A 23952-nucleotide genomic window follows, 5' to 3' on the forward strand; every position below is an offset into this window, starting at 1 on the left:
CATGGGTAAAGGTGGAGGTAAGCAACGTACACCGTACGAAGCACCTAACGATTTAACATCAAGGCAAAAACTGTCTATCGTTGACCTTGTAAGCGAAGGACCCATTGAGGGGCCTGTGGGTGATTTAAAGGGCGTGTATCTTAATAATACCCCTGTGATTGACTCGTCTGGTAATAGTAACGTTAATGGCATGACGGCTCAGTGGGTCTCTGGAACATTGGAGCAGCCAGCATTAGAGGGGTTTTCTTCATCCTCAAGTGAAACTCCTGTGGGGATTGAAATAAAAAAAAGCACCCCAGTTACACGAACAATTACCTCGAGGAATATTGATCGCCTCCGCTTAACGTTTGGAACCCAAACATTGGTCGAGGTTAAGGATAACGGAGATAGAGTCCCCACTGCAGTAGAATTACAAATCCAAGTACAGCGTAATGGCGCATGGGTGACAGAGAAAAATCTTACAATTCGAGGAAAGCGTAGTAATTCACCTTATTTAACTGCAGTTATTATTGATAATTTACCATCTCCACCATTTAGCATTCGTATGGTTCGCATTACACCGGATAGTAATAGCGATAAACTACAAAATAATACGATATGGTCAAGCTATACCGAGATCACTGATATTAATCAAACCTATCCGGGTTCAGCGGTTGCGGGGTTGACGTTTGAAAGTGAGCAGTTTGGTAATCAATACCCTTCTCGCAGTTACCTCATTAGGGGGCGTATTGTTCAGGTGCCTGATAACTATAACCCCGAAACACGAGAGTACAGTGGTATCTGGAGTGGAACATTTAAGCCTGCTTACACAAATAATCCCGCGTGGGTTTTATATGACTTATTGACAAACCCCCGTGCTGGACTGGGTAAGCGGTTAAAGCTGTCGGAAATTGATAAATTTGCACTTTATGTTATTGGTCAGTATTGCGATCAGAGGGTGCCTGATGGTTTTGGGGGGACAGAGCCCCGCGTTACCTGCAATGCTTACATTACTGATATTCGTAAAGCTTATGACTTTTTTCAAGATCTCTGTTCACAAATGCGAGTAATGTTTGCATGGAATGGGCAAATGCTCACTTTCATCCAAGATCGCCCGAGTGATGTTGTTTGGCCTTACACAAACGCCAATGTGGTTGCAGGTCGATTTAATTACAGTTTTAGCCCTGCAAAAGCCCGCCATAATATCATTGAAGTGCGCTTCATTGATCCTGAAAATGGTTGGAAAACCAGCATAGAACAGGTAACGGATGATGCACTGGTAGCTCAATTCGGTCCTAACGTCTTACGCCTTGATGCTTTTGGGTGTACGAGCCGAGGTCAAGCAAGGCGCTATGGTTTGTGGGTGTTAATGACTGAAAAGTTAGAAACACAAACAGTAGAATTTGACGTGGGGGCGGAAGGGTTGCGCCACACTCCCGGTGACATTATTGAAATCATGGATAATGACTGGGTTGGTGGTGAGGATCCCATTAGTGGCCGTCTCATTGGCATTAATGCCACTCAAAAAGTTTTAACTTTAGACAGGGAGATCACCCCGCCCAAATCAGGCTCAATATTTATTACCTTGATGAATGGTACTGGCAAATATGAGCGTGTGAAAATTACGGGATACTTATCCAATAACCAAATCAAAGTTGAGGCGGTACCAAAAGGATTAAAAGCAAAAACCATTTGGGGAATTAATCCGCCTGATTTGGCTCGTCGTTTATTTAGGGCGATAACGATTTCTGATAAGGGTGATGGCACCTACGGTGTTATTGCAGTTCAGCATGTTCCCGAAAAAGAGGCGATTGTTGATCAGGGTGTAAAATTTGAACCGTTGCCCGATACGCCATTGGGTGGCTACATCCCCCCAGTTGAAAACCTTTCCGTTGAAGTCAGTGCGGATAGTGATAATTGGCAAGTGGAAGCTAACTGGACAACTGCAACGGCAGTTCGTGGTGTTGATTTTATTCTCAAATTAACCCAAGCAGGGCGTATTGTGGGTACCGCTAAAACCCAAGAAAACCGTTATCGTATTGGTAATTTACCTCAAGGGAATTACCTGCTCTCTGTCGCACCACAAAATAAAGATGGGCAAAAGGGCGAACAAGCCTCGGTCTCATTTGATATTAACCCACCGCCACCGCCGTCTTATATCGATGTTGAACCGGGCTTTTTCAGTTTAGGGATTATCCCACATGTGGGTGGGCAAAATGCGCTGCGCCTGCAATATGAATTCTGGTTTTCTGAAAAGCAGATCGTCAATATCAATGAAGTTGAGTTGCTAGCTGAATACCTTGGTAATGGCACGATGTGGGTTATTCAGGGAAGAAAACTTAAAGCTGGTCAGACATATTACGTTTATGTCAGAACCGTGAACCCAGTTGGCAAATCGCAGTTTGTTGAAGCTAACGGAAAGCCAGAGGATCGGGCTGATGAAATATTGGAAGTTATCGGTGATAAGTTCCTCAGCACCGAAGCTGGGCAGCAAATGCAGGAGCAAATCGACTTCAATCAAGGGAATGTTCAACTGCAACTTGAGCAAGCAGCCGAAGCGACACTTAACAACACAATGATGTTAAATCAAGTCTCATGGCGCTTATTCGAAGAAGAGGGCACGCGTAAATCTGAAATATTCCGACTTGAACAAGTGAGAGTATCAGACCAGGAGGCGCTAGCACGCTGGCAGCAGCAAGTTAAAACCGACTACGAGCAAACCTCATCCGCTGTTCTAAAAGTGCAAGAGTCATTATCAACACTTGAGGAGTCAACAGCGAAAGATATTTCACAGGTTAAAGCTGAGATTAAACAAGTTGATGACAAATTAGGACCGATGGATGCCCGTATTACGGATCAGTCAGAGGCGATTGCTAAAATCGATGAGACACAGACGAAGCATATTGAAACAGCAGAATCCCGATTTAATGATAATGAAGCGTTAATTAATCAACTGGCACGCACAATTGCCAATGCTGAAAGCTCACTAGCGGAAATGGGGATGCAGCTGACAGCGGAATATGGCAATCAATCGGTTGAGCAATTAAGAATAAAAGCGTCTATTACTCGACTCGATACTGTTACAGCTAACAAATTCCAATCATTTGCACAGTCTATTGAGCGGCTTAATTCCCAATACGGAGAGACTCAAGCGGCGATTGAGAAAATGGCAAAAACGGAGGTGGACTATCAAGGTAATGCTTCTTCTGTTATTTCGTTTAAAACTGCGGTGATGTACAACGGCCAATATTATGATGCCAAAATGCTAATAGGGGCTAGCGTTAAAAACGGGCAAGTCGTGACTCAAATTGGTTTTAGTGCCGATACCTTCGGTATTTTTAATCCATCCAGCGGCAAGTTAGATCCGGCATTTGTCGTTATTAACGGGCAAGTGGTTATTAGCGAAGCACTGATTAACAAAGCTATGATTGGCAGTATTGTTGTTCAAACTGACATGCGCTCACCTAACTATGTGCCGGGCAAATCTGGAATGCGTATTGATATGCAAAACAGTGTGTTTGAGACAAACAGTAATAAGGGGGATTACTCCGTTATTCGAAACAGTAAAGGCGACTACTTTAAGTATAAAAACATCTACATCATAGAGTTAGGGTGGTTCTTATGATTGATAGTTTGTATGGCTTGAAAATTCGGAATTTAGACGGCAGTGAGTTTGTGTTCAATGAACGAACCGCTCCAGCGACAAACCTTTGGACTCGTTACGTTAGGGCGAATGATGGCCTCTCCCCTGATGGGGGGTGGCTAACATCAAAATGGACGTGTCCGAACGAAATTCCAGAAGGATATGGATTTCAGGTGGTTTCTTTAACAGCAGCGGAAGTCACGTTTACACAAAGCGGGGATAGGCGTTATGTATCGGGGACTCAAGATAAGATCGCCTATAGCTCGGATGGTCGAAAAGTCACGGTAATGGGGTTTAGTGATACGCATAATTTTAATTATACAAAAATTATCGCGTTTCCGACTATCGCATCACAAAAAGCCGCGAGTGGTTTTGGGCTAAAAGTCATGGGGAGTTCTATCTTTCTGGAAAATACGCCACCCCTTGGTTATGCCTATGCTACTCATAAAGCCAAGGTCTACATTACGGATGCCTTTAACATTGAAAGCACCTTCCCCGGGCTAACAATTGAAAATGCCGTGTTTTTCTTTTACACCGACGATAACAAATCGTTTATCCGTTTGGAGCCTTCAAACGTACAAAGCTGGGAAAAGTTAAAGTGGTGGCGTTATGTTAGCCGAAATCGAAACAGTACCAATATTACCGCCTATTCGCCCGCGTGGTATTGGGTTGTTGCATTTACGAATGTGCAACCCGCCCAACTGGATACACCCGGCTTTGGTTTGAAAATTCGTAATCTAGAAGGGAAAGTCACGTTTAACTCTCAAATGGGCGTAATGACTCGGCCTATTACCGTTCCCGGCAATCAAATACCGCTAGGTTCAGGTATTAACGTTGATCCCATTCGTCGGCCCATGTACACACCGACAAAGGTCGGGGAGATATTCAGCAGCGATGGTGGTTTAGGCTGGTGGCGAGACTTAAATATCGGTAATTTAGGAGAGTCTCAAATCAGTTTATTTCAAACCAGTACCTCTCAACAGCGTGGTTATCACGGCAATCAAACGATAGCCCGAACCGCAACACCCGCTATTTTTCTAGACGCTGCAGATTATTTTCCTTTTCCATAGGTAACCATATGAAACAAATGAAATATGCGATATTCGCAGGAATGGTCGTGCTTATTGCTGCGTGCAAATCTCCTGTAACAGTTACGCACGAAGTATGTGAAGGATTATTTGTGGTCACACAATCAGACAAAAATGAGTTCAAACAACATCACTGTATGAAGTAATAAACGAATATCAATAAGCCGCGCAAGCGGTTTTTTTACGTTCAAAATTCAAGGAAACACCATGATTTATGAAATTGGCACTATCTCAACAAAGGCTAACGACCCGAAAATCACAGGTAAAAACACGTTATGGAAAAACAGCGTGACGAAAGTCTCTGTGGGGCAAATTATCCTTATCCAGTCGGGCAATACGATATATCAAAACAGCATTCGCTCGGTGGAAAGCGATACACAAATGACGTTAAGCTTTCCCGTTCCAGTGGCGCTAACAGATGTGAAATACGTTATTTCAATCACGATGATTGGTTCAGTATCAGACGGTGTTAACAAAGCAACAGCGATGGTTACTGAAAGCTATCAACTGATGATGATAATGAACCGACTCATGACCGAATCCGGTGTGATTAAAGTGGTGTTACCTGATGGCACTGAAATGCAACTGAGAACGGAGAAAGAAAGGGATAGGCTGCTAGATGGGAAGTTTGATAAAAATGGTGGGGATATTAAAGGGAATGTTACTGCTGAAGGTGATGTTGCTTCCAAAATGGGGACGTACTTAGTTAAGCTTGAGACCCGTGGAAATAAAACCTCAATAGTATCATCAAAGGACTATGAGAGGTTTAATATTCACACTCTTCAAGAAAAGAGTGGCGCATTAATGCATGTTGGTGATTTTGGATGGGCCGGTGTTGGTGATTCAGTTAATTTAAGTGAATCCGAGTTTATCTCAAAATTAAAGTCTGGAATACCAAGTCAAATAACCAGAAATGATTATGCAAGTAGTAACTTTCATTTTCAGTATAGTGCTATCGCGTATTTCAGAGCGTACAGTATATTTACTACAATATCAGCAAGTCAAAATGGGGCGGGCGTTAAGGTTATTGGTGGCGATGCATCACAACAGCACGTATACAACTTACTAACTGACAAAAACACCACTAAAGACTCCAACGGAAACTTAAAAGCCGCATCCCCGGTGGTAAAACTCTTCTCTGATGACATTGAGTTAAACGAAGAATCTGAAGGCGTTGAAATGGAGCATCTTGGTGTTGGCCATTACCTCATTAAAGGGGTTGTGGGTTTTAATGCCGATGGTGCATGGGGTATCAATAACGGCTTTGTCATTCCTCAAGACCATAACGGTAAAAACATGGTTCTCATTGATTACGAGGTGAGACCTGATGGTGATATTGAAGTTTTTGTTTTCCACCAACAGAACGCAGATATGCCAGAACGTTTCCAGAACAAGCGCATTAAGCACTTTGATGAAGAAGGCGTGCCTGTTTACTTCGAAAACTACGAACCTTGTGACGTACCTGAATCCCGCTGGATAGACATGCGTGTCGAAATGCCACCTAACTCACTCTACAATCAAAAGCAAGCTGAAGCACAGAGACTCGCTAAGCTAGAAGCAGAGCGATTAGCACAAGAAGAAGCTAAACGTGTAGCAGAGGAAGCGGAAAGGGCAGAGCAGGAAGCAGCAACACAGATAGAAGAGCAATAAAAACCAATGCGCCAGCTCGAGTGGTTGGCGCATCTAGATCACTTATCAAAATATTCCACTTCGGCTTCTTGGGTTTCAGGAAGCCAATCACCATCGATAAATATCTCTTCCAGTGTTTCTTCAATATATGTTTTCTTATCATTCTTCCCAAGACCGTCAATAGATACATTATCTTGAGTCCCCCAGTTTATATCGATATTTAGATCTGGATATTTGGCACTTAATCTTTTGGATATTTCATTTCTTAATGCTTCAAAAGTACCTGTAGGTAACTGACCTTTTTTATTGCGGTTAAAGCGGATCTTGATAGTAACCATAAAACACTCCTTCGCAGGTTAATTAACTGGATTTATATACAGTAAAATATAACTGTAATTATATACAGTAAATTACAATCAAAGATCAAGAAGTATCGCTCAACTAATGAAAAATCATGGGGCATAAATGGGGCATGGAATTGCTAATTAGTGCATGTATGTGCGAGGTGTTATTTTTAAAAAGTCTTGTTACTTATTGATTTTAATAGACTGTGCGTGAATGTGCGTACTACTGAAATAATGACTCAACACACTATAAACGTATTGAGCCAATTTATTTACCTTTTGATTTATAAAGGGAATTTTAATTTTCTGTTTCTATGCAGTAGGAATACATGACCTACTGCGATTGGATAAACAACAATAAATATTTTGGTATGAACTATACCTGATTGCGTATGTGATGGTCTAGGCTATCTGCGTTAACTCGAGAGTAAAAACCTAATAAATATAAAGTAAAAGACTGTAAAGTCGAAAAATTCAAGAACTCTCCGCTGTTACTAAATAAAAACTTTCGGTAGCATTCATAGTATTGATATATGTTTAATATACCCGTAATCCTTCAAGTTGCAGCGCTTTTCGTTGAGGTGTAAGTGACAGCACTAGGCTAGCCGAGTTACATAGTTTATCTATGCTCCCCCGTCTATCTTCGCTTGTCGCCTACCTGCAACTCGAATTATTTGGGGTATATATAGGTTAAGGTTTTCCTGTATTTTGACTTTAGTTTAGCGATGGAGCGAGTGAATATGAAAGGTTGGTTATCGGCAGTACCTGTAACAATGTTGCTGGTTTCCAGCACAGTATGGGCGGATTCCTTACAGGCACAGCGGGAGCGTTATCAAGCAATTAAGGTTGCATGGGATGCCAATAAAATGGATGAAGTCGAGCGCTTGCTGCCGACCTTGCATGATTATCCACTTTACCCTTATCTCGCTTATCGTGAGCTAACTCAAGACTTAGATATTGTATCACCTCGCCAAGTTCAGGAGTTTATTAATACTTACCCGACGCTACCCGTTGCTAAAAACTTAAAAACTCGATTTGTGAATGAGTTAGCCCGTCGTCAAGAGTGGAAATCATTGCTGGAGTTTAGCCCTGAAGCCCCAAAACCTGCAGAAGCACAATGTAATTTTTATTTTGCTAATTGGGCTGTGGGAAATAAACAAGTTGCATGGCAAGGGGCAGAAAAAGCCTGGTTAAATGGCCGTTCAATGCCGAGTGCTTGTGATAAGTTATTTAATGAATGGGAAAAAGCGGGTTATTTAACCCCTGAAATGACTCTTGAGCGCATTAATTTAGCCATAAAAGAGGGTAATACTTCGATTGCGAGTTATTTAGCTAAACGTTTACCACCAAGTTATAAAACGATTGGTGATGCGTTAGTGAAATTACAAAATGACCCAGCCTCAGTTGTGACATTCGCCAAAACGATGACGCCAACGGATTTTACTCGCCAAGCCACCATCGCGGCTTTTAGTCGTTATGCACGTCAATCCCCTGATGCGGCTCGTACGGTACTTAATAGCATAAGTTCTGCACAAAAAATGAACATGGCAGAAAAGCAATTACTTAAAGACAGTATTGCTTGGCAATATATGGGAGATGTGACCCCTGAACAGGCTCAATGGCGTGATGAGACCATTCAAGAAAGCAATTCATCTTCATTGAGAGAGCGTCGTGTTCGTTTGGCATTAGGGGCTGGCGATAAGAAAGGTGTCGCTTCATGGTTAAATCGCTTGCCAGCGGAAGTGAAAAATAAAGAAGAGTGGCAATATTGGCAGGCCATCACGTTAATTGATGCAGGTAAAAAAGCAGAAGGTGAGACGTTACTTCGCCAATTAACTGAAAAACGCGGTTTCTACCCAATGGTTGCAGCACAAGTTTTAGAAGTAGATTACCCTGTATACGTTAAAACGGCTGTTAAACCAGACTCAAGCGTCAGTCAACTCCCAGAAGTTCAGCGAGTTAGAGAGTTAATGTATTGGGAGCTAGACAACCTTGCTCGTTCTGAATGGGTGAGTTTAGTGGCATCGCTACCTGCCAACCAGCAAGAGCAATTAGCGCGTTATGCGTTTGATAATAAGTGGGCGGATCTCAGCGTGCAGGCGACTATCACTGCTAAACTTTGGGATCACCTAGAAGAACGTTTCCCATTAGCGTGGGATAAAGAATTCAATTTATATACCAAATCGAAAGATATTCAAAAGAGCTATGCAATGGCAATCGCTCGCCAAGAAAGTGCGTGGAATCCACAAGCTCGCTCACCTGTCGGAGCGACAGGTTTGATGCAATTGATGCCAGCAACAGCAAAACATACCGCGCAAAAACAAGGTATTAACTACGTAAATGCTAGTCAATTAACTAATCCTACGACCAATATTGAGCTGGGAACAGCATATTTGGAAGATGTTTATCAGCAGTTTGGTAATAACCGCATTTTAGCCAGTGCGGCTTATAATGCAGGCCCATCTCGTGTGACTCGTTGGTTAGGTAATAGTGGTGGGCGTATTGATGCGGTCGCCTTTGTGGAAAGTATTCCGTTCTCAGAAACTCGCGGCTATGTGAAAAACGTGTTGTCATATGACTTATTCTATCGGCACTTTATGGGGCAGAAAAATAGTAAGGTGTTGCTTTCTAATGAGTGGAATATGAAATACTAATTCGCGTCATCCTTCGCACTGTAGCGGTGTTGGCTGCACTCGCTAGCCCTAGTCACATACTTATGTATGTGACTAGGGCCTAGCTCTTTTGCCGCCTTGCTACAGCACGAATGCTTTAGCGTGTTGGTGGGTATGGGAAATGTTTATTTCTAACTTTCCACATCGGTCGATTAGATATTATTCAAACTATCTAAAGCGTTATTAGCTAACTAAATGAAATTTGGTTATTTTTTGTATTATTGAAGCTTGAAAAGCGTTTGGTTGATGATTTCTAATAAGAGTGTGTTATTATTTGTACTAGTTAAATAGTATGGGTGGATAAACGATGACAGCAAATCAACACCAAGATCCGGCTCTAACAGCCGATGAGAACGCTGACTGGCTGCGCTTTGTGAATTTATTACAATTGGCATTTGAACAAGATATTCATCTGCCAGTTCTTCAGTTATTACTCACGCCAGATGAGCGTACAGCGTTAGCGACTCGCGTTAAAATTGTGCAAGAACTGATGCGCGGCGAAATGAGCCAAAGAGAACTGAAAAATGAGCTAGGCGTGGGAATTGCGACTATTACGCGCGGGTCAAATAGTTTGAAGTCAGCGCCTATTCCTGTGAAGGAGTGGTTGGAGCAACAACTCCTCTAAAATATTCGTCATACTTCGTACTGTGACGTTGTTGACTGCTCTCAGCTACTCGGGTCACATACTTATGTATGCTCCTATTCGTCATACTTCGTACTGTGACGTTGTTGACTGCTCTCGGCTACTCGGGTCACATACTTATGTATGCTCCCCGAGCTATCCTCGTTGGTCGCCTAGTCACAACACGAATTATTTAGAATATAAATACGCGTCATATTTCAAATTGTAGGGGTGTTGGCTGCGTTTGCTAACCCTAGTCACATACTTGTGTATGCTCCTAGGGCTTAGCGCCACTTGCCGCCTACCTACAATTCGAACTATTTAGCGTATTGGTATTGGTCATATTTCAAATAAATAGGCATAAAAAAAGTATGGTTTCCCATACTTTAGTGTGAAAAGAGTGGTGTTTAATCGCACATGCAATTTTAATTATTTTAAGTATAATTAATCTTCTACTTGGTTTAGCTCTTTATAAATTTCATGCTTAATGGGAACCAAGGCCAATATCAAGGCTTGTTGGTAAACACTGGTGCGAGTTAATACCCCGTCAGTGAAAAAACCAATGGCACCACCTTGTTGTTTGATATTATCGATGCCTGTTAAAAAGGCCATTTCATCACCGAGTTCACGGCCTTCACGAATACCCGCCAGAATTTTTTCTGGGATCATAATACTGGCAGAGCGAGACTCACCGCGTATTTGCTTATGCTCAATCACTATCCAAGCAAATGTCATATCGTCTTCGATACCCGCTTCAATACCAACCCAAAAATCCGCTTCAGGGCGAACTTGCCGAGAGGCCATGACGCGCTGTCTAGCCCCAGTACGGGTTTCATTATTACCGATAGGTTGCTGTGGAACGCTGCTATCGACATTAATATCTTCAATTTGATAACTGCCAGCCCCAAAAACAGCATCGAAAGCAAGATGGATCGCTTTAATTTTGGCAGGATTAGTCGTTGCAGCTATAACTTGGTACATTAATTATTTTCCTTTGAACACATACTTCGAAAAGTAATAACGGAACACATCTATGTTACAGGTTTATCTTGTTCGCCATGGCGAAACTGAATGGAATTTAGCTCGTCGCATCCAGGGACAATCCGATAGCCCTCTGACCGCCACTGGACGACTGCAAGCAAGGCAGGTGGCTGAGAGGATAAAGTCAGAAGGCATTACCCATATTATCACTAGTGATATGGGACGCACACTGGAAACTGCACAAATAATTGCAAGTGTATGCGGGTGTGAAATTACCACAGAACCGCGTCTACGTGAACTAAATATGGGCGTTCTAGAGCAAAGAGCAATAGAGTCGTTAACGCCAGAGGAAGAACAGTGGCGTAAAAGCTTAATTGATGGCACTCGTGGAGGACGAATTCCAGAGGGTGAATCGATGGAGGAGCTGTATACACGCATGTTTGCAGCACTAAATAGTTGTTTAGATTTGCCTGAAGGGAGTCGCCCACTGATTGTTAGTCATGGTATTGCGTTAAGTACGTTAATTAGCCGTATTATGGGGGTTCCTGCCTATTCAGAACGCCGCTTGCGTTTACGTAATTGTTCACTATCTCGTGTTGATTACCAAAACAGCCCATGGTTGGCGAATGGTTGGATAGTTGAAACAGCTGGTGAGGTGACACACTTGTCGCAGCCTGCTCTCGATGAACAGCAAGGTTAACGATTTAGAAAAAGGAGTTTCAACAAACTGAAACTCCTCTACTTTAAGGTGTTGCGGTCGAACCTGTTTTGATTGGGACATAATAATCAAAGGTATCGATATGTGTTTTTGGGTCATCATTTTCTGGGGTGATATGACGTAAATCGATATTTTTTAATCGATAATGTTCGATGTCATAACCAGGACGACGCGTTAAATTCAGCTTAGGCAGATATACACCATAAATTTGGTATAAAAACTCTTGTAATGCATCTCGAGTTGGTGTGCCGTTGAACGAAAATTTAACATAATGGCCACTTGGCAACGTTAAACTTGTGTATTGGTCAGTGTTAAAACTTGCATCTTCGGGTCTTACCGCAGTGGTATAAAACACCGTTTGTTCATCTTCTTTTTCTGGATTATGAATGGCATGGTGCAAGCCAAAAACTTCTGACGCAATAGTCGTCGTATTATCCAAATAGTAGTGCCAAAATGTCTGGCGCATTTGCGAACAGGCCGTTGACCACTCTTCTAACGCATAAGAACAACTTTGTTCCAAGCCAACCAGCTCTTGCGCTGGCATTTGCAAGAATTCATGTTCAATATTCGTGTGATTATCTAAAATAATCGGTGGGCAAATTCCTGCTGCACACCATTCTTCACTTCGGCGGTAAAAAGCAGGGGTTAGGTTAAATTGCTTTTTAAAGGCTCGAGTAAAAGTTTGTTGCGAATCAAAACGATACTGTAACGCAATATCAAGAATTGGTCGGCTTGTTAGCCGCAATGCCACAGCTGCACGAGAAAGCCTTCTGGCTCGAATATAAGCACCAATCGCTTGGTCAGTCACCTCTTTGAACATTCGTTGTAAATGCCATTTAGAGTAGCCAGCTTTTGCTGCAACATTATCCAGTGAGAGTGGTTTGTCTAGGTTGTCATCTATCCAGCGAAGCAAGTCGCGAATAATATTAGTTTGATCCATGTATATCCCCAGCCAATGCGACTTATAGAACAGATATAATCTATCAATGAATTGCTATTCTATATCAAGTTATCTTTTTCGTTTATAGTAAATGAGTTGTATTTGATAATTAGTTAAGAAAGTGAATAATAAGTCTCGTTTTACTACGAAGTTTTACCGATTTTTAGTTGAATAGGGAATTCAGTATGCGTCGTTCCAGATTAAAAAATATCGTACTTGCAGCATTATTATCAGTGTTGCCGGGCATCACATTTGCTGAAGAAATTGGTTCAGTCGATACTGTTTTTAAAATTTTCGGCCCTGACCATAAAATTGTCGTTGAAGCATTTGATGACCCCGATGTTGAGAATGTGACTTGTTATTTAAGCCGTTCAAAAACAGGGGGAATCAAAGGTGGCTTAGGTTTAGCAGAAGATACTTCTGATGCTGCAATTTCATGCCAGCAAGTTGGGCCGATTGAGTTAAATGACCGTGTCAAACGCAAACCAACGAAAGGGCAGGTTGTTTTTCAAAAACGAACATCTTTAGTTTTCAAGAAATTGCAAGTTGTACGCTTTTATGATCCTAAGCGTAATGCATTAATTTATTTGACTTATTCAGATAAGATGATCGATGGTTCTCCAAAGAATGCGCTGAGCGCAGTACCGATTATGCCTTGGTGATCACAAAATAGTTGAGCCGCTATACTCGCAATAAAAATCACTCGCAAATAAAAAATCCGTTGCCTGAAAGACAACGGATTTCGATAACCAGTAAATAATTAGCTTTCTAATTATTCGTCTAAATCACCACAGAAACGATAGCCTTCACCGTGGATAGTAGCGATAATTTCTGGTGTGTCAGGTGTCGATTCAAAATGTTTACGAATACGACGGATCGTTACGTCAACAGTTCTGTCGTGTGGTTTTAATTCACGGCCAGTCATTTTTTTCAGCAGGTCTGCACGAGTCTGAATTTTTCCTGGGTTTTCACAGAAATGCAGCATCGCACGGAATTCACTACGGGGTAATTTGTAGTGCTCACCGGCAGGGCTGACTAATGAACGGCTGTTGATGTCTAATTCCCAACCATTAAACTTATAGCTTTCCACTAAACGACGCTCTTCCGTACCACCCGCTAAATTCATTGTACGGGACAGTAAATTGCGTGCACGAATAGTCAGTTCGCGTGGGTTAAATGGTTTAGTGATATAGTCATCAGCACCAATTTCAAGGCCAAGGATTTTATCGACTTCGTTATCACGTCCTGTTAGGAACATTAACGCAATGCTTTCTTGTTCACGAAGCTCACGAGCAAGTAATAAACCGTTTTTTCCTGGTAAATTAATATCCATGATGACTAAATTGATGTCGTGCTCAGAGAGAACGTTATTCATCTCTTCGCCATCAGTTGCCTCATGAACCACATAGCCTTCCGCTTCAAAGATGCTTTTAAGCGTATTGCGTGTGACAATTTCATCTTCAACAATCAAAATGTGTGGGGTCTGCATAGTTGCTACCTAAAGTATTAAAATAAAAATACTGAACTCACAAGCCGTTTCCAGTTAGGTGGTTATTGATATTGTTCTCTGGAAAAAACGTTTATGAGTATAAATTTGTTTTGAAATTCAACAGTGACATTATGTTGCCATTTTAGGCAAAAGACTTTAACTGCAAGTCAAAATGTAAGCACTTTCCCAATATTGTACTGTTAACAGCAATATAACAGCTAATACTGCATTTACCACCTAAAAAACTAACTTTTGTTGATACATATCAAAATCAATTGTAGCACGTTAACAAAAATTGTTAGGCAGATAATTATATAAATTAATGCGGTGTTTAGGAATCAGATAGCGTCTAAAAAAGGGGAGTAGTTGATGCATAGGGTATGCTTCGGCTTGGTATCAATGAATATAGTCTTCAATGAGTTAAATATACCATTATAAATAATGTTTAATTTGTGACTTACCTCCAATTTCGAAATGTTATTTTGCTACAGAAAAAGGTGAAAAATTTATCTTGCTAGAGATAACGGGGTGTAAATATTTAGTTTGTGATTTTTTGTTTCATTTAATTAGGAAAAATACTTATTTTATTTTGCTGTGACTATTTTTTAACAATTTCATAGCATTTGTTTGTAATTTAAACGAATGAAAAAATCATAAAATTAAGTATCAATACTGACTTGTGTAATGGTGCCTATGTATTGATGAACATGGGGCAAATGATAAGAAATATAGCTGCTAAATGCATTGATTAAGTGGGTCATTGTTGTTCATATTTTCATTTTGATTTTCTTCACAAGAAATCGCTAAAGGCTATCTGTTTTGCCTATTTAATAGGCAATTTCATTTCTGGCTAGGTAAAAAATTATTTAACTTAAAATTTAAGTTTTTTTGGTTTTTAATACCATCATTGGTGTGATAGGTATCTTTTTGTGAATGTGTTTTTCGCGCTGATAGATAATTTATCAAATAAAAAAAGAGTTTTAAAAGGGATGTTTTGCAAATAAATTTGACAAAATATACCAATTGCTTTAACCGTATAGGGAGAAACTTAAAAGAATCTAAGAGACAGACAGAATCTATGCGTAATATCAGCCTGACTATTATTATTACCACCACCACCGTAACCACAGGAAACGGGGCGGGCTGACGCATCCAAAAAATAAAAATGAAAAAGCCCGCATACTTAACCGATGCGGGCTTTTTTTTGGTGTTAATTCAGGAGAGAAATACCATGCGTGTGCTTAAATTTGGCGGTACTTCGGTTGCAAATGACGAACGAGTACTGAATGTTGCCGACATCGCTGAAAGTAAACTAGCAGATGGACAAGTGGCTTTGGTGTTATCCGCGCCAGCAAAAATCACTAACCATCTGGTTGCTATGATTGAAAAAACGGTTGCAGGACAAGATGTCATCACGCATGTTAATGATGCTGAAATGATTTTTGCTAACCTTTTAAAAGGATTAAAAGAAAAACAACCCGGTTTTGAATATGACCGTTTAAAAAAATTGACAGAGCAAGAATTCGCACAAATCAAACAAGTACTGCATGGTATTACTCTTCTCGGACAATGTCCTGACAGCATTAACGCAGCCATTATCTGCCGTGGCGAGAAACTCTCTATCGCCATTATGGAGTCGGTGCTAAAAGCACGCGGCCATAATGTGACTGTAATTAACCCTGTAGAGAGCTTACTCGCGAAAGGCCATTACCTTGAGTCTACCGTTGATATAAATGAGTCAACAAAACGCATTGCTGATTTAAATATACCGAAAGATCATTTTGTCTTAATGGCGGGCTTCACTGCAGGTAATGACAAAGGTGAATTAGTGGTATTAGGTCGTAATGGGTCTGATTATTCAGCTGCAGTTTTAGCGGCATGCTTACGGGCTGATTGTTGTGAAATCTGGACTGATGTAGATGGGGTTTATACTTGTGACCCGCGTTTAGTACCCGATGCACGCTTGTTGAAAGGTATGTCATATCAGGAGGCCATGGAGTTATCCTACTTTGGTGCCAAAGTTCTCCATCCTCGTACCATCGCCCCAATTGCTCAATTCCAAATCCCTTGCCTGATAAAAAATACCACTAACTTAAGCGCTCCGGGGACTTTAATTGGTGATGGCCAAACTGACGATAGCACACCAGTGAAAGGGATCACCAACCTGAATAACATGGCGATGATTAACGTATCTGGCCCCGGTATGAAGGGAATGGTGGGTATGGCTGCACGCATTTTCTCAGTCATGTCTCGTAAAGGGATCTCGGTCGTCCTGATCACGCAGTCTTCATCAGAATACAGTATTAGCTTTTGTGTCCCGCAAAATGAATTAGTGAGAGCACGTGCCGCACTGGAAGAAGAGTTTTACTTAGAGCTGAAAGATGGCGTACTTGATCCTCTGGATGTAATGGAACAATTGGCGATTATTTCAGTTGTGGGTGACGGCATGCGCACGTTGAAAGGCATTTCCGCGCGTTTCTTCTCCGCTTTAACTCGCGGTAACATAAACATTGTCGCTATCGCACAGGGGTCTTCCGAACGCTCTATTTCCGCCGTTATTGCCAATGAGTCAGCCACAACAGCGGTACGTTTATGTCACCAAATGCTATTTAATGCGGAACAAGTTATCGAGGCCTTTATCATTGGTGTTGGTGGCGTTGGTAATGCATTAATTGAGCAAATTCACCGCCAGCAACAATGGTTAAAACAAAAGCATATTGATTTGCGTGTATGTGGTATTGCTAATTCACGGGCAATGTTAACGGATATGCAAGGGATTGATTTAGATAACTGGAAAGCGGAGCTAGCGGAAGCGAAAGAGCCATTTAGTTTAAGCCGTTTAATTCGCTTAGAGCGTGAATACCATTTCTTGAACCCTGTCATTATTGACTGCACATCAAATCAGGAAATTGCAGAGCAGTATGTCAATTTCTTGAAAGATGGTTTTAATGTGGTCACACCAAATAAAAAAGCCAATACTTTGTCGATGGATTACTACCATCAGTTACGTGCGGCAAGTGAAACATCGAAACGTAAATTCCTCTATGACACTAACGTAGGCGCGGGCTTGCCGGTTATTGAGAACCTGCAAAATTTATTGAATGCAGGGGATGAACTGGTTCATTTCAGCGGAATTTTATCCGGTTCTTTATCATTCATCTTTGGTAAGTTAGACGAAGGCATGTCTTTATCCGAAGCCACAACACTCGCTAAAGAAAAAGGTTTTACGGAGCCAGACCCTCGTGATGATTTATCGGGTATGGATGTGGCGCGTAAATTGTTAATTTTAGCCCGTGAAGCAGGTTATGACTTAGAGTTACAAGATATTGAAATTGAACCTGTTTTACCAACGGATTTTGACAGTAGTGGCGCAGTGCCTGAATTTATGGCACGCCTACCACAATTGGATGAACAATTTGCGCAACGTATAAAAGCCGCAGAAGCAGAACAAAAAGTGTTACGCTATGTTGGATTGATTGAAGAAGGACGCTGTCAGGTTAAGATTGTTGCCGTAGATGGTAATGACCCTCTCTTCAAAGTTAAAAATGGCGAAAACGCACTAGCTTTCTATACACGCTATTACCAACCAATTCCTTTAGTATTAAGAGGTTATGGCGCAGGTAATGATGTTACTGCGGCTGGTGTATTTGCGGATATGCTGCGTACCCTTTCATGGAAATTGGGAGTTTAATAAGTGATTAAAGTTTATGCACCGGCTTCAATTGGTAATGTGAGCGTCGGGTTTGATGTCCTAGGGGCAGCAGTTTCGCCTGCAGACGGTTCACTATTAGGTGATTGTGTAACAGTTGAAGCGGCAGACACCTTTTCGTTGACGAATAAAGGCAAATTCGTTGCTAAACTTCCGAAAAAGAATGAGCACAATATTGTTTACCAATGTTGGCAGCTGTTTTGTGAGCGTCTTGGTCAGCCATTAAATGTTGCGATGACGCTTGAAAAAAATATGCCAATTGGTTCAGGGCTCGGTTCTAGTGCCTGCTCTGTTGTCGCCGCATTGATGGCGCTAAACGAATTTGCAGAGAAACCATTTGATGATACCCAACTGCTTGGCATGATGGGGGAACTGGAAGGGCGTATTTCTGGTAGTGTGCATTATGATAATGTCGCACCGTGTTTTTTAGGTGGTTTACAACTGATTATCGAGCAAAATGGTATTATTTCACAGCCTGTACCTGCATTTGAAAATTGGTATTGGGTTATGGCCTATCCAGGAATTAAAGTATCAACAGCGGAAGCACGTGCGATCCTGCCTGATAGCTACCCACGTCACGACATTGTAAACCATGGTCGATACTTATCAGGGTTCATTCATGCATGTCATACAAACCAGCCGTTACTTGCAGCAACGATGATCCAAGATGTTGTTGCTGAGCCTTATCGTACACAACTATTACCGGGTTTTGCGGCAGCGCGCCAGAACGCAAAAGAAATAGGTGCATTGGCGTGTGGTATCTCTGGCTCTGGGCCAACACTATTTGCTATTTGCGATGAGAAACATATCGCTGAAAATATGGCGAGCTACTTGCAACAACATTATATTCAGAATGATGAAGGCTTTGTGCATATCTGCCGTTTGGATCTGGCCGGGGCAAGGACAATAGGGTAAATAATGAAACTGTATAATTTAAAAGATAACAATGAACAAGTAAGTTTTGCGCAAGCGGTTAAGCAAGGGTTAGGGAAGCAACAAGGCTTATTCTTTCCCCAAGATCTGCCTGAATTTAGTGCGGCTGAAATCGACGAATTATTAAAATTAGATTTTGTCACACGTAGCAGCCGTATTTTAAGTGCTTTTATTGGTGATGAAATTCCATCAGAAGAGCTAGCAGCGAGAGTTAAAGCCGCATTTGCTTTTCCTGCGCCAGTTTCTAAAGTTGAAGATGATGTTGCAACGTTGGAGCTATATCATGGGCCAACCCTCGCATTTAAAGACTTCGGTGGCCGCTTTATGGCTCAGGCGTTAGGTCAAGTCGCTGGTGAGCAACCTGTGACCATTTTGACGGCAACTTCAGGGGATACCGGAGCGGCAGTCGCTCACGCATTCTATCGTCTTAATAACGTGCAAGTTGTTATTCTCTATCCAGAAGGGAAAATCAGCCCGCTGCAAGAAAAACTCTTTTGTACACTGGGTGAAAATATTCATACGGTTGCGATTAAAGATGACTTCGATGCGTGTCAGGCATTAGTAAAACAGTCATTTGATGACGAAGAGTTGAAAAAGGCGCTGTACTTAAATTCAGCGAACTCGATCAATATCAGTCGTTTACTTGCTCAGATCTGCTATTACTTTGAAGCGGTCGCGCAGATCCCAGCAGAAAAACGCGATCAACTAGTGATCTCGGTTCCGAGTGGGAACTTTGGGGATCTTACGGCAGGTTTATTAGCCAAAGCAATGGGCTTACCTGTCAAACGCTTTATTGCAGCGACTAACGTAAATGATACTGTGCCGCGTTACCTTGTTGATGGACAATGGAAACCAAAGCAAACTGTGGCTACATTATCGAATGCCATGGATGTTAGTCAGCCGAACAACTGGCCTCGTATTGAGGAGTTATTCCGCCGTAAAGGTTGGTCCCTTGATGAATTAGGCCATGGGGTTGTGAGTGATGAAGTGACTAAAGAAACAGTACGTGAATTAGATAAAAAAGGATATTTATCTGAGCCACATGCTGCGGTTGCTTATCGTGTGCTGCGTGACCAGTTGCAAGAAGGCGAATACGGGCTGTTTTTAGGTACGGCACATCCAGCTAAGTTTAAGGAAAGTGTTGAAGAGATCCTTAATAAGGCCATACCTTTACCAAAAGAGTTAGCTGAGCGTGCAGAGCTACCGCTACTTTCACACTTTTTACCATCTGACTTTACCCAATTACGCACATTTTTAATGAAATTAGCACCTAAGCAATAAAGAATATGTGGATACGAAAAACGGAAGCAGAAGCTTCCGTTTTTAATGATAAGACCATTTATTGTTAAGGTAATTATATGGTTTCATATTGCCACATCACTTATTCACAGCTAATGAATTTGCCTATTAGAGTGTACTGATGCCGTCGAGGCCATCTCTACCACCATCTGAACCACCGCGTCCCCCTTTACCGCCTTGGCTGCCATTGCCACCATTGCCGCCATTTCCACCTCCAGAACCATTTCCACCATTGCCGCCATTCCCACCATTACTTCCCCCATTCCCCCCGTTTCCTCCATTCCCATTCATTGTGCCATTGCCGCCATTACCACCATTGCCGGTTCCATCACCATTTCCCCCATGGCCACCGTCACCACCGGTAACACTACCATGGCCACCATTTCCACCGTTACCATTACTGCCAGCTTCTGCATTTCCACCGTTACTACCGTTGCCGTTATTTGAACCTGTTCCGCCATTTCCACCATTTTGACCATCACCACCTTGCCCGGCCTGACCACCTAATCCACCTTGACCATGACTTCCATTTTGGCCATGATTTCCGTTTTGCCCATGGCTTGCAAAGCTAAGGATCTTAGAATAATAATATTGACCATTTAATATCGAACATATTTTATTATTAACGTCATTAATAATAAGTTCATTTTTTAATGAACAGTTAGATGTAGTATTAAATAAGGAATGAGAATAACTTGAGATGGAATAAGAGCTAATTAATAACAGACTTAATGAAATGCAAACCTTATGATTCATGTATTTCTCCTTTCCCCCTCCAAAAAGAAGGGGGAGAAATTTAATATTGAGATAAATTAATGACCATGTCCGCCATTGCCGCCGTTACCACCATTGCCACCATGACCACCGTTGCCACCATTACCACCATTACCACCGTTTCCACCATTATGTAGTGAATATTCGGCAGAAAAAGTCATTATATTTTTTGATGATAATTGAGACTCTAAGGAAGTTGCAGATGCTAGTGTTGAAAATAATAATGATGCGATAATAATAGATGCTTTGTACATAATAAATCCTCATTGAAAAGTTTAAATGAATGTGTACTGCAAGTGAATTGTAATTCACAGATTCGAATAATCAATAAAGGATTTATTTATTTAGGTAATAAAAAATGTAATAGGGTAAATCATTATAATAAGCTTTAAACTTACTATAATGATTTTCCGATTAAAATAGACTTTTGTTTTATTTAATTGAACTAAATAATTTTATTTAAAACTAATTATTTGTTATCTTTTGATATTTTCATAATTTCATTTTGAATTGGTGCCGAAGAGCTATTTTTATTGAAACTTAGCATAGTAATAGCCTTCTCACTTTCATTCATATCGGAAAATAATTTAGCCGTTTTTACTATCGGTTTTTTATAGTTAGGTGATTGCTTTTGATGGCGGCTGATCATATTCAGTATTACTGGAGATGTGTTATTTTGAGTAAAATTCAATGCAGTAGCAGCTTGAGTATGTTCATCTAATTGAAGAAATGACTGAGGTGAGTTAATTATATTCTTGCCAGAAATACCCGCTTGCTTCAAATGGTTATTAATCGATTTTAGATTGGAATAAGAGGTATTATTTTCAGTGAAACTGAGAGCAGTTGCTGCATTATAATGAATTTCTTTTTCTGTTTGAGCTGCTGCTACATGTGTTGTTACAGCAGAAATCGCTAAAGCAAAAATAATTTTTTTCATTGTGAATCCTTATTAAGTTAAATAATTTATCTTATAACTATAATAAGGCTTTATTTCTGTCTGAATACTGACAACAAAATGACAAAATTGCCATTTATAAAGAAATTTTTAATTTTATTTTATAGGTAAAAATACAGTGAAACGTGTTGAAAAATCATCTGATGTTACAGTGATCCTGCCTTTATGTGCTGATACAATCGATTTGACGATAGCTAATCCGATACCGCTTCCTTCATTTTTTCGTTGTCTTGATTTATCCACGCGATAAAACCTATCAAAAAGTTTAGCTAAATGTTCTTCTGGTATTTTTATACCAGGGTTGCTGATGATTAATTCAATTCCCTCTTTTACATTTGAAATATTAATACTGATAGAATCGCCTTTTGGGGTATAGCGGATAGCATTTGAGATTAAGTTAGTAATCGCTCTCCTTAACATGTCTTTATCGGCCATAATAGAGGTTGTTTCACCAATCAGCTTGAGTTTTATTTCATTCTCTTCTGCGAGATATTCAAAATAATCAAATATAAGCTCTATTTCAGTTTTAATATTAATCATTTTTTTCTCTGGAATAAGCCTATTATCATCTGCTTGAGCAAGAAAAAGCATGTCAGATATCATTCGTGATAGACGGTTATATTCTTCCAAATTAGAATATAACACCTCAACTAGCTCTTCTTTACTGCGGTTTTTACTCAGAGATATTTGAGTTTCAGTCATTAAATTAGTAATTGGCGTACGCATTTCATGGGCAATATCTGCAGAGAAATTCGTTTGCCTTACAAAAACATCTTCAATCTTTACTAACATCTGATTAAATGATTTAGTTAATTGCTTTAATTCATTAGGCACAGAGTCAGGGTCTAAACGAACACTTAAATTTTCAGAGGTTACATTCTTTATTTCATCGCTAACTTCTTTAAGTGGCTTGAGGCCTTTGATAACTAAAAAATAAACAACTGCAATAGTAAATAAACACAGTAAAATCGCACTGATTATCAGGTTATATATGAGAGAGCTAAGATAATTATGATGAAAATTAAGAGAAAGAGCCGTTACTAGGCGGTATTGCTGTATATCATTGGAGCGATATACCTTAATTTTACTTTCGGCTAATCGATAACTTTCAAGATATTGATCTGCATTATCTTTAGTCGAGTCATAATTTTTTAGGCGAGAAATGAGGTATACAGTTGCATTTGAGGAAGTCAGGACATTCCCATTTTGATCTATGAGGTAGACAACCAAATCTTGGTGTTCATTCAAAATAGTTCTGATACGTGAAAATTGTTCATCTTGTGAGTTAGTTTTTTCACTTAATAAACTGCGAATAGTGAGATTTATTTGGCTCAATGTATATTCATCTTGCTGTTTGAAATGTAACATAACTGAATTGATCATGATCGAGCTAAATAATAATAAAGCGAGGGAGAGGGTAATACTGATTAAAACAATAAGACGAATTGAAATAGAGACAGGAGATCGAAATAACTTAATCATTTTCAGGGATCTCAAGTAAATAGCCCATTCCTCTGATGGTATGAATCAATTTAGGTTCATAGCCTTGATCTATTTTAGCTCTCAGTCTTTTGACTGCAACATCAATGACATTGGTATCACTATCAAAATTCATATCCCAAACTTTTGAGGCTATTAGAGAACGAGAAAGAACTTCACCTTGGTGAAGAATAAAAAATTCCAATAAAGAAAACTCTTTACTGGTGAGTATAATTTTATCATTTTCACGGGTAACGCGCCGTTTGATCAGATCAACATGCAAATTAGCGATGGTAAATTGTGTTTTTTGGATGCTGTTATTGCCTCTGCGCAATAAAGTTCTCACTCGGGCAAGTAGCTCAGAAAAATCAAATGGTTTAACGAGATAATCGTCAGCACCTAACTCTAACCCTTTGACTCGATGTTCAACATTACCTAAAGCAGTAAGCATGAGTATTGGTGTATTTTTTCCTACACTGCGTAATTTTTTTGCAATCTCCCAGCCGTTAATATCCGGCAACATCACATCAAGAATAATTAAATCATAGTCTTCAGTTGTGGCCATATGCAGGCCTGTAATGCCATTTTCGATTGCATCAACAATAAACCCGGACTCACTTAAGCCTTTAGATAAGTATTCTCTCGTTTTATGTTCATCTTCAACAATAAGTAATTTCATCTTAGACCTAGCAGACAGG

At 40.5% G+C, this 23952-nt stretch carries 20 protein-coding genes and 1 other annotated feature; of the genes, 11 read left to right on the forward strand and 9 right to left on the reverse strand.

The window, feature by feature from the left end; all coding sequences use genetic code 11:
• Position 1: 1 nt before the first annotated feature.
• The 3 genes from gpJ to FVA69_RS03185 all read left to right on the forward strand — a co-directional run bounded on the left by gpJ (position 2) and on the right by FVA69_RS03185 (position 6360).
• A complete protein-coding gene (gene gpJ, locus FVA69_RS03175; RefSeq protein WP_164528413.1) occupies positions 2–3604 on the forward strand; it encodes a TipJ family phage tail tip protein in 3603 nt (1200 codons plus the stop codon).
• Complete coding sequence (locus FVA69_RS03180) at positions 3601–4692, forward strand: hypothetical protein (protein ID WP_164528414.1); 1092 nt, start codon at positions 3601–3603, stop codon at positions 4690–4692. The genes gpJ and FVA69_RS03180 overlap by 4 nt, the downstream gene beginning before the upstream one ends.
• 225 nt (positions 4693–4917) lie before the next feature.
• Positions 4918–6360, forward strand: coding sequence for a hypothetical protein (locus tag FVA69_RS03185; RefSeq protein WP_238789281.1), 1443 nt, complete (start codon positions 4918–4920; stop codon positions 6358–6360).
• A gap of 38 nt (positions 6361–6398) precedes the next feature.
• Here FVA69_RS03185 and FVA69_RS03190 read toward each other — a convergent pair whose 3' ends face one another.
• Entirely contained in the window at positions 6399–6677 is a 279-nt protein-coding gene (locus tag FVA69_RS03190) for a DinI-like family protein (protein WP_164528415.1), read from the reverse strand.
• Positions 6678–7423: 746 nt separating this feature from the next.
• Here FVA69_RS03190 and sltY point away from each other — a divergent pair.
• Both sltY and trpR read left to right on the forward strand, forming a co-directional pair.
• Positions 7424–9337, forward strand: a complete 1914-nt coding sequence (gene sltY, locus FVA69_RS03195; protein WP_164528416.1) for a murein transglycosylase — start codon at positions 7424–7426, stop codon at positions 9335–9337.
• 325 nt (positions 9338–9662) lie between these two features.
• On the forward strand, positions 9663–9980 hold the full coding sequence (gene trpR / locus FVA69_RS03200) for a trp operon repressor (RefSeq protein WP_004914745.1): 318 nt from the start codon (positions 9663–9665) through the stop codon (positions 9978–9980).
• 441 nt (positions 9981–10421) lie between these two features.
• On the opposite strand, the gene yjjX is transcribed toward trpR, so the two are convergent.
• Positions 10422–10958, reverse strand: coding sequence for an inosine/xanthosine triphosphatase (yjjX, locus tag FVA69_RS03205; protein WP_004914743.1), 537 nt, complete (start codon positions 10956–10958; stop codon positions 10422–10424).
• A 52-nt stretch (positions 10959–11010) separates the two neighbouring features.
• Here yjjX and gpmB point away from each other — a divergent pair, with 52 nt between their 5' ends.
• Positions 11011–11658, forward strand: a complete 648-nt coding sequence (gene gpmB / locus FVA69_RS03210; RefSeq protein ID WP_102138956.1) for a 2,3-diphosphoglycerate-dependent phosphoglycerate mutase GpmB — start codon at positions 11011–11013, stop codon at positions 11656–11658.
• Positions 11659–11701: 43 nt separating this feature from the next.
• Here gpmB and robA read toward each other — a convergent pair whose 3' ends face one another.
• On the reverse strand, positions 11702–12616 hold the full coding sequence (gene robA / locus FVA69_RS03215; protein ID WP_004914738.1) for an MDR efflux pump AcrAB transcriptional activator RobA: 915 nt from the start codon (positions 12614–12616) through the stop codon (positions 11702–11704).
• A gap of 185 nt (positions 12617–12801) precedes the next feature.
• Here robA and creA point away from each other — a divergent pair, with 185 nt between their 5' ends.
• On the forward strand, positions 12802–13278 hold the full coding sequence (gene creA / locus FVA69_RS03220) for a protein CreA (protein WP_004914737.1): 477 nt from the start codon (positions 12802–12804) through the stop codon (positions 13276–13278).
• A 110-nt stretch (positions 13279–13388) separates the two neighbouring features.
• Here the strand turns inward: creA and arcA are convergent, their stop codons facing one another.
• Positions 13389–14105: a two-component system response regulator ArcA gene (arcA, locus tag FVA69_RS03225; RefSeq protein WP_004905684.1), complete on the reverse strand. Its 717-nt coding sequence runs from the start codon at positions 14103–14105 to the stop codon at positions 13389–13391.
• A gap of 1078 nt (positions 14106–15183) precedes the next feature.
• On the opposite strand from arcA, the gene thrL reads away from it, so the two are divergent.
• The 4 genes from thrL (at position 15184) to thrC (ending at position 20028) form a co-directional block, all read left to right on the forward strand.
• Positions 15184–15252 carry a thr operon leader peptide gene (thrL, locus tag FVA69_RS21810; RefSeq protein WP_071548816.1) on the forward strand — a complete coding sequence of 23 codons (69 nt, stop codon included), beginning with the start codon at positions 15184–15186 and terminating at the stop codon, positions 15250–15252.
• Positions 15191–15312: a sequence feature (Thr leader region), on the forward strand. (Overlaps the previous gene by 62 nt.)
• A gap of 24 nt (positions 15313–15336) precedes the next feature.
• Positions 15337–17796 (forward strand): bifunctional aspartate kinase/homoserine dehydrogenase I, encoded by a 2460-nt coding sequence (gene thrA / locus FVA69_RS03235; protein ID WP_109911987.1) that lies wholly within the window; start codon positions 15337–15339, stop codon positions 17794–17796.
• A gap of 3 nt (positions 17797–17799) precedes the next feature.
• Positions 17800–18729 (forward strand): homoserine kinase, encoded by a 930-nt coding sequence (gene thrB / locus FVA69_RS03240; RefSeq protein ID WP_109911848.1) that lies wholly within the window; start codon positions 17800–17802, stop codon positions 18727–18729.
• Positions 18730–18732: 3 nt separating this feature from the next.
• The gene (thrC, locus tag FVA69_RS03245; RefSeq protein WP_109911849.1) at positions 18733–20028 is read left to right on the forward strand and encodes a threonine synthase; all 1296 of its coding nucleotides are present in this window, start codon (positions 18733–18735) and stop codon (positions 20026–20028) included.
• Between the two features lie 126 nt (positions 20029–20154).
• Here the strand turns inward: thrC and FVA69_RS03250 are convergent, their stop codons facing one another.
• The 5 genes from FVA69_RS03250 to FVA69_RS03270 all read right to left on the reverse strand — a co-directional run bounded on the left by FVA69_RS03250 (position 20155) and on the right by FVA69_RS03270 (position 23933).
• Positions 20155–20802, reverse strand: coding sequence for a hypothetical protein (locus FVA69_RS03250; protein WP_004914728.1), 648 nt, complete (start codon positions 20800–20802; stop codon positions 20155–20157).
• A gap of 56 nt (positions 20803–20858) precedes the next feature.
• Entirely contained in the window at positions 20859–21074 is a 216-nt protein-coding gene (locus tag FVA69_RS03255) for a hypothetical protein (protein WP_004914725.1), read from the reverse strand.
• Between the two features lie 215 nt (positions 21075–21289).
• Positions 21290–21757: a hypothetical protein gene (locus tag FVA69_RS03260; RefSeq protein ID WP_123382507.1), complete on the reverse strand. Its 468-nt coding sequence runs from the start codon at positions 21755–21757 to the stop codon at positions 21290–21292.
• 114 nt (positions 21758–21871) lie between these two features.
• A complete protein-coding gene (locus tag FVA69_RS03265; protein WP_164528417.1) occupies positions 21872–23257 on the reverse strand; it encodes a Cu(+)/Ag(+) sensor histidine kinase in 1386 nt (461 codons plus the stop codon).
• Positions 23250–23933: a heavy metal response regulator transcription factor gene (locus tag FVA69_RS03270; protein WP_109911851.1), complete on the reverse strand. Its 684-nt coding sequence runs from the start codon at positions 23931–23933 to the stop codon at positions 23250–23252. Before FVA69_RS03270 ends, FVA69_RS03265 begins: the two co-directional genes overlap by 8 nt.
• Positions 23934–23952 lie beyond the last annotated feature (19 nt).

The organism is Providencia sp. PROV004, assembly GCF_011045615.1.
GTDB lineage: Bacteria > Pseudomonadota > Gammaproteobacteria > Enterobacterales > Enterobacteriaceae > Providencia > Providencia rettgeri.

Bases quoted from the DNA above. Each gene is read 5' to 3' on its own strand.
- FVA69_RS03180 (WP_164528414.1), top strand. From the start codon at position 3,601: ATGATTGATAGTTTGTATGGCTTGAAAATTCGGAATTTAGACGGCAGT.
- yjjX (WP_004914743.1), bottom strand. From the start codon at position 10,958: ATGTACCAAGTTATAGCTGCAACGACTAATCCTGCCAAAATTAAAGCG.
- FVA69_RS03265 (WP_164528417.1), bottom strand. From the start codon at position 23,257: ATGATTAAGTTATTTCGATCTCCTGTCTCTATTTCAATTCGTCTTATT.
- sltY (WP_164528416.1), top strand. From the start codon at position 7,424: ATGAAAGGTTGGTTATCGGCAGTACCTGTAACAATGTTGCTGGTTTCC.
- FVA69_RS03270 (WP_109911851.1), bottom strand. From the start codon at position 23,933: ATGAAATTACTTATTGTTGAAGATGAACATAAAACGAGAGAATACTTA.
- trpR (WP_004914745.1), top strand. From the start codon at position 9,663: ATGACAGCAAATCAACACCAAGATCCGGCTCTAACAGCCGATGAGAAC.
- FVA69_RS03255 (WP_004914725.1), bottom strand. From the start codon at position 21,074: ATGTACAAAGCATCTATTATTATCGCATCATTATTATTTTCAACACTA.
- FVA69_RS03190 (WP_164528415.1), bottom strand. From the start codon at position 6,677: ATGGTTACTATCAAGATCCGCTTTAACCGCAATAAAAAAGGTCAGTTA.
- robA (WP_004914738.1), bottom strand. From the start codon at position 12,616: ATGGATCAAACTAATATTATTCGCGACTTGCTTCGCTGGATAGATGAC.
- creA (WP_004914737.1), top strand. From the start codon at position 12,802: ATGCGTCGTTCCAGATTAAAAAATATCGTACTTGCAGCATTATTATCA.
- thrA (WP_109911987.1), top strand. From the start codon at position 15,337: ATGCGTGTGCTTAAATTTGGCGGTACTTCGGTTGCAAATGACGAACGA.
- gpJ (WP_164528413.1), top strand. From the start codon at position 2: ATGGGTAAAGGTGGAGGTAAGCAACGTACACCGTACGAAGCACCTAAC.
- FVA69_RS03185 (WP_238789281.1), top strand. From the start codon at position 4,918: ATGATTTATGAAATTGGCACTATCTCAACAAAGGCTAACGACCCGAAA.
- arcA (WP_004905684.1), bottom strand. From the start codon at position 14,105: ATGCAGACCCCACACATTTTGATTGTTGAAGATGAAATTGTCACACGC.
- FVA69_RS03250 (WP_004914728.1), bottom strand. From the start codon at position 20,802: ATGAATCATAAGGTTTGCATTTCATTAAGTCTGTTATTAATTAGCTCT.
- FVA69_RS03260 (WP_123382507.1), bottom strand. From the start codon at position 21,757: ATGAAAAAAATTATTTTTGCTTTAGCGATTTCTGCTGTAACAACACAT.
- gpmB (WP_102138956.1), top strand. From the start codon at position 11,011: ATGTTACAGGTTTATCTTGTTCGCCATGGCGAAACTGAATGGAATTTA.
- thrC (WP_109911849.1), top strand. From the start codon at position 18,733: ATGAAACTGTATAATTTAAAAGATAACAATGAACAAGTAAGTTTTGCG.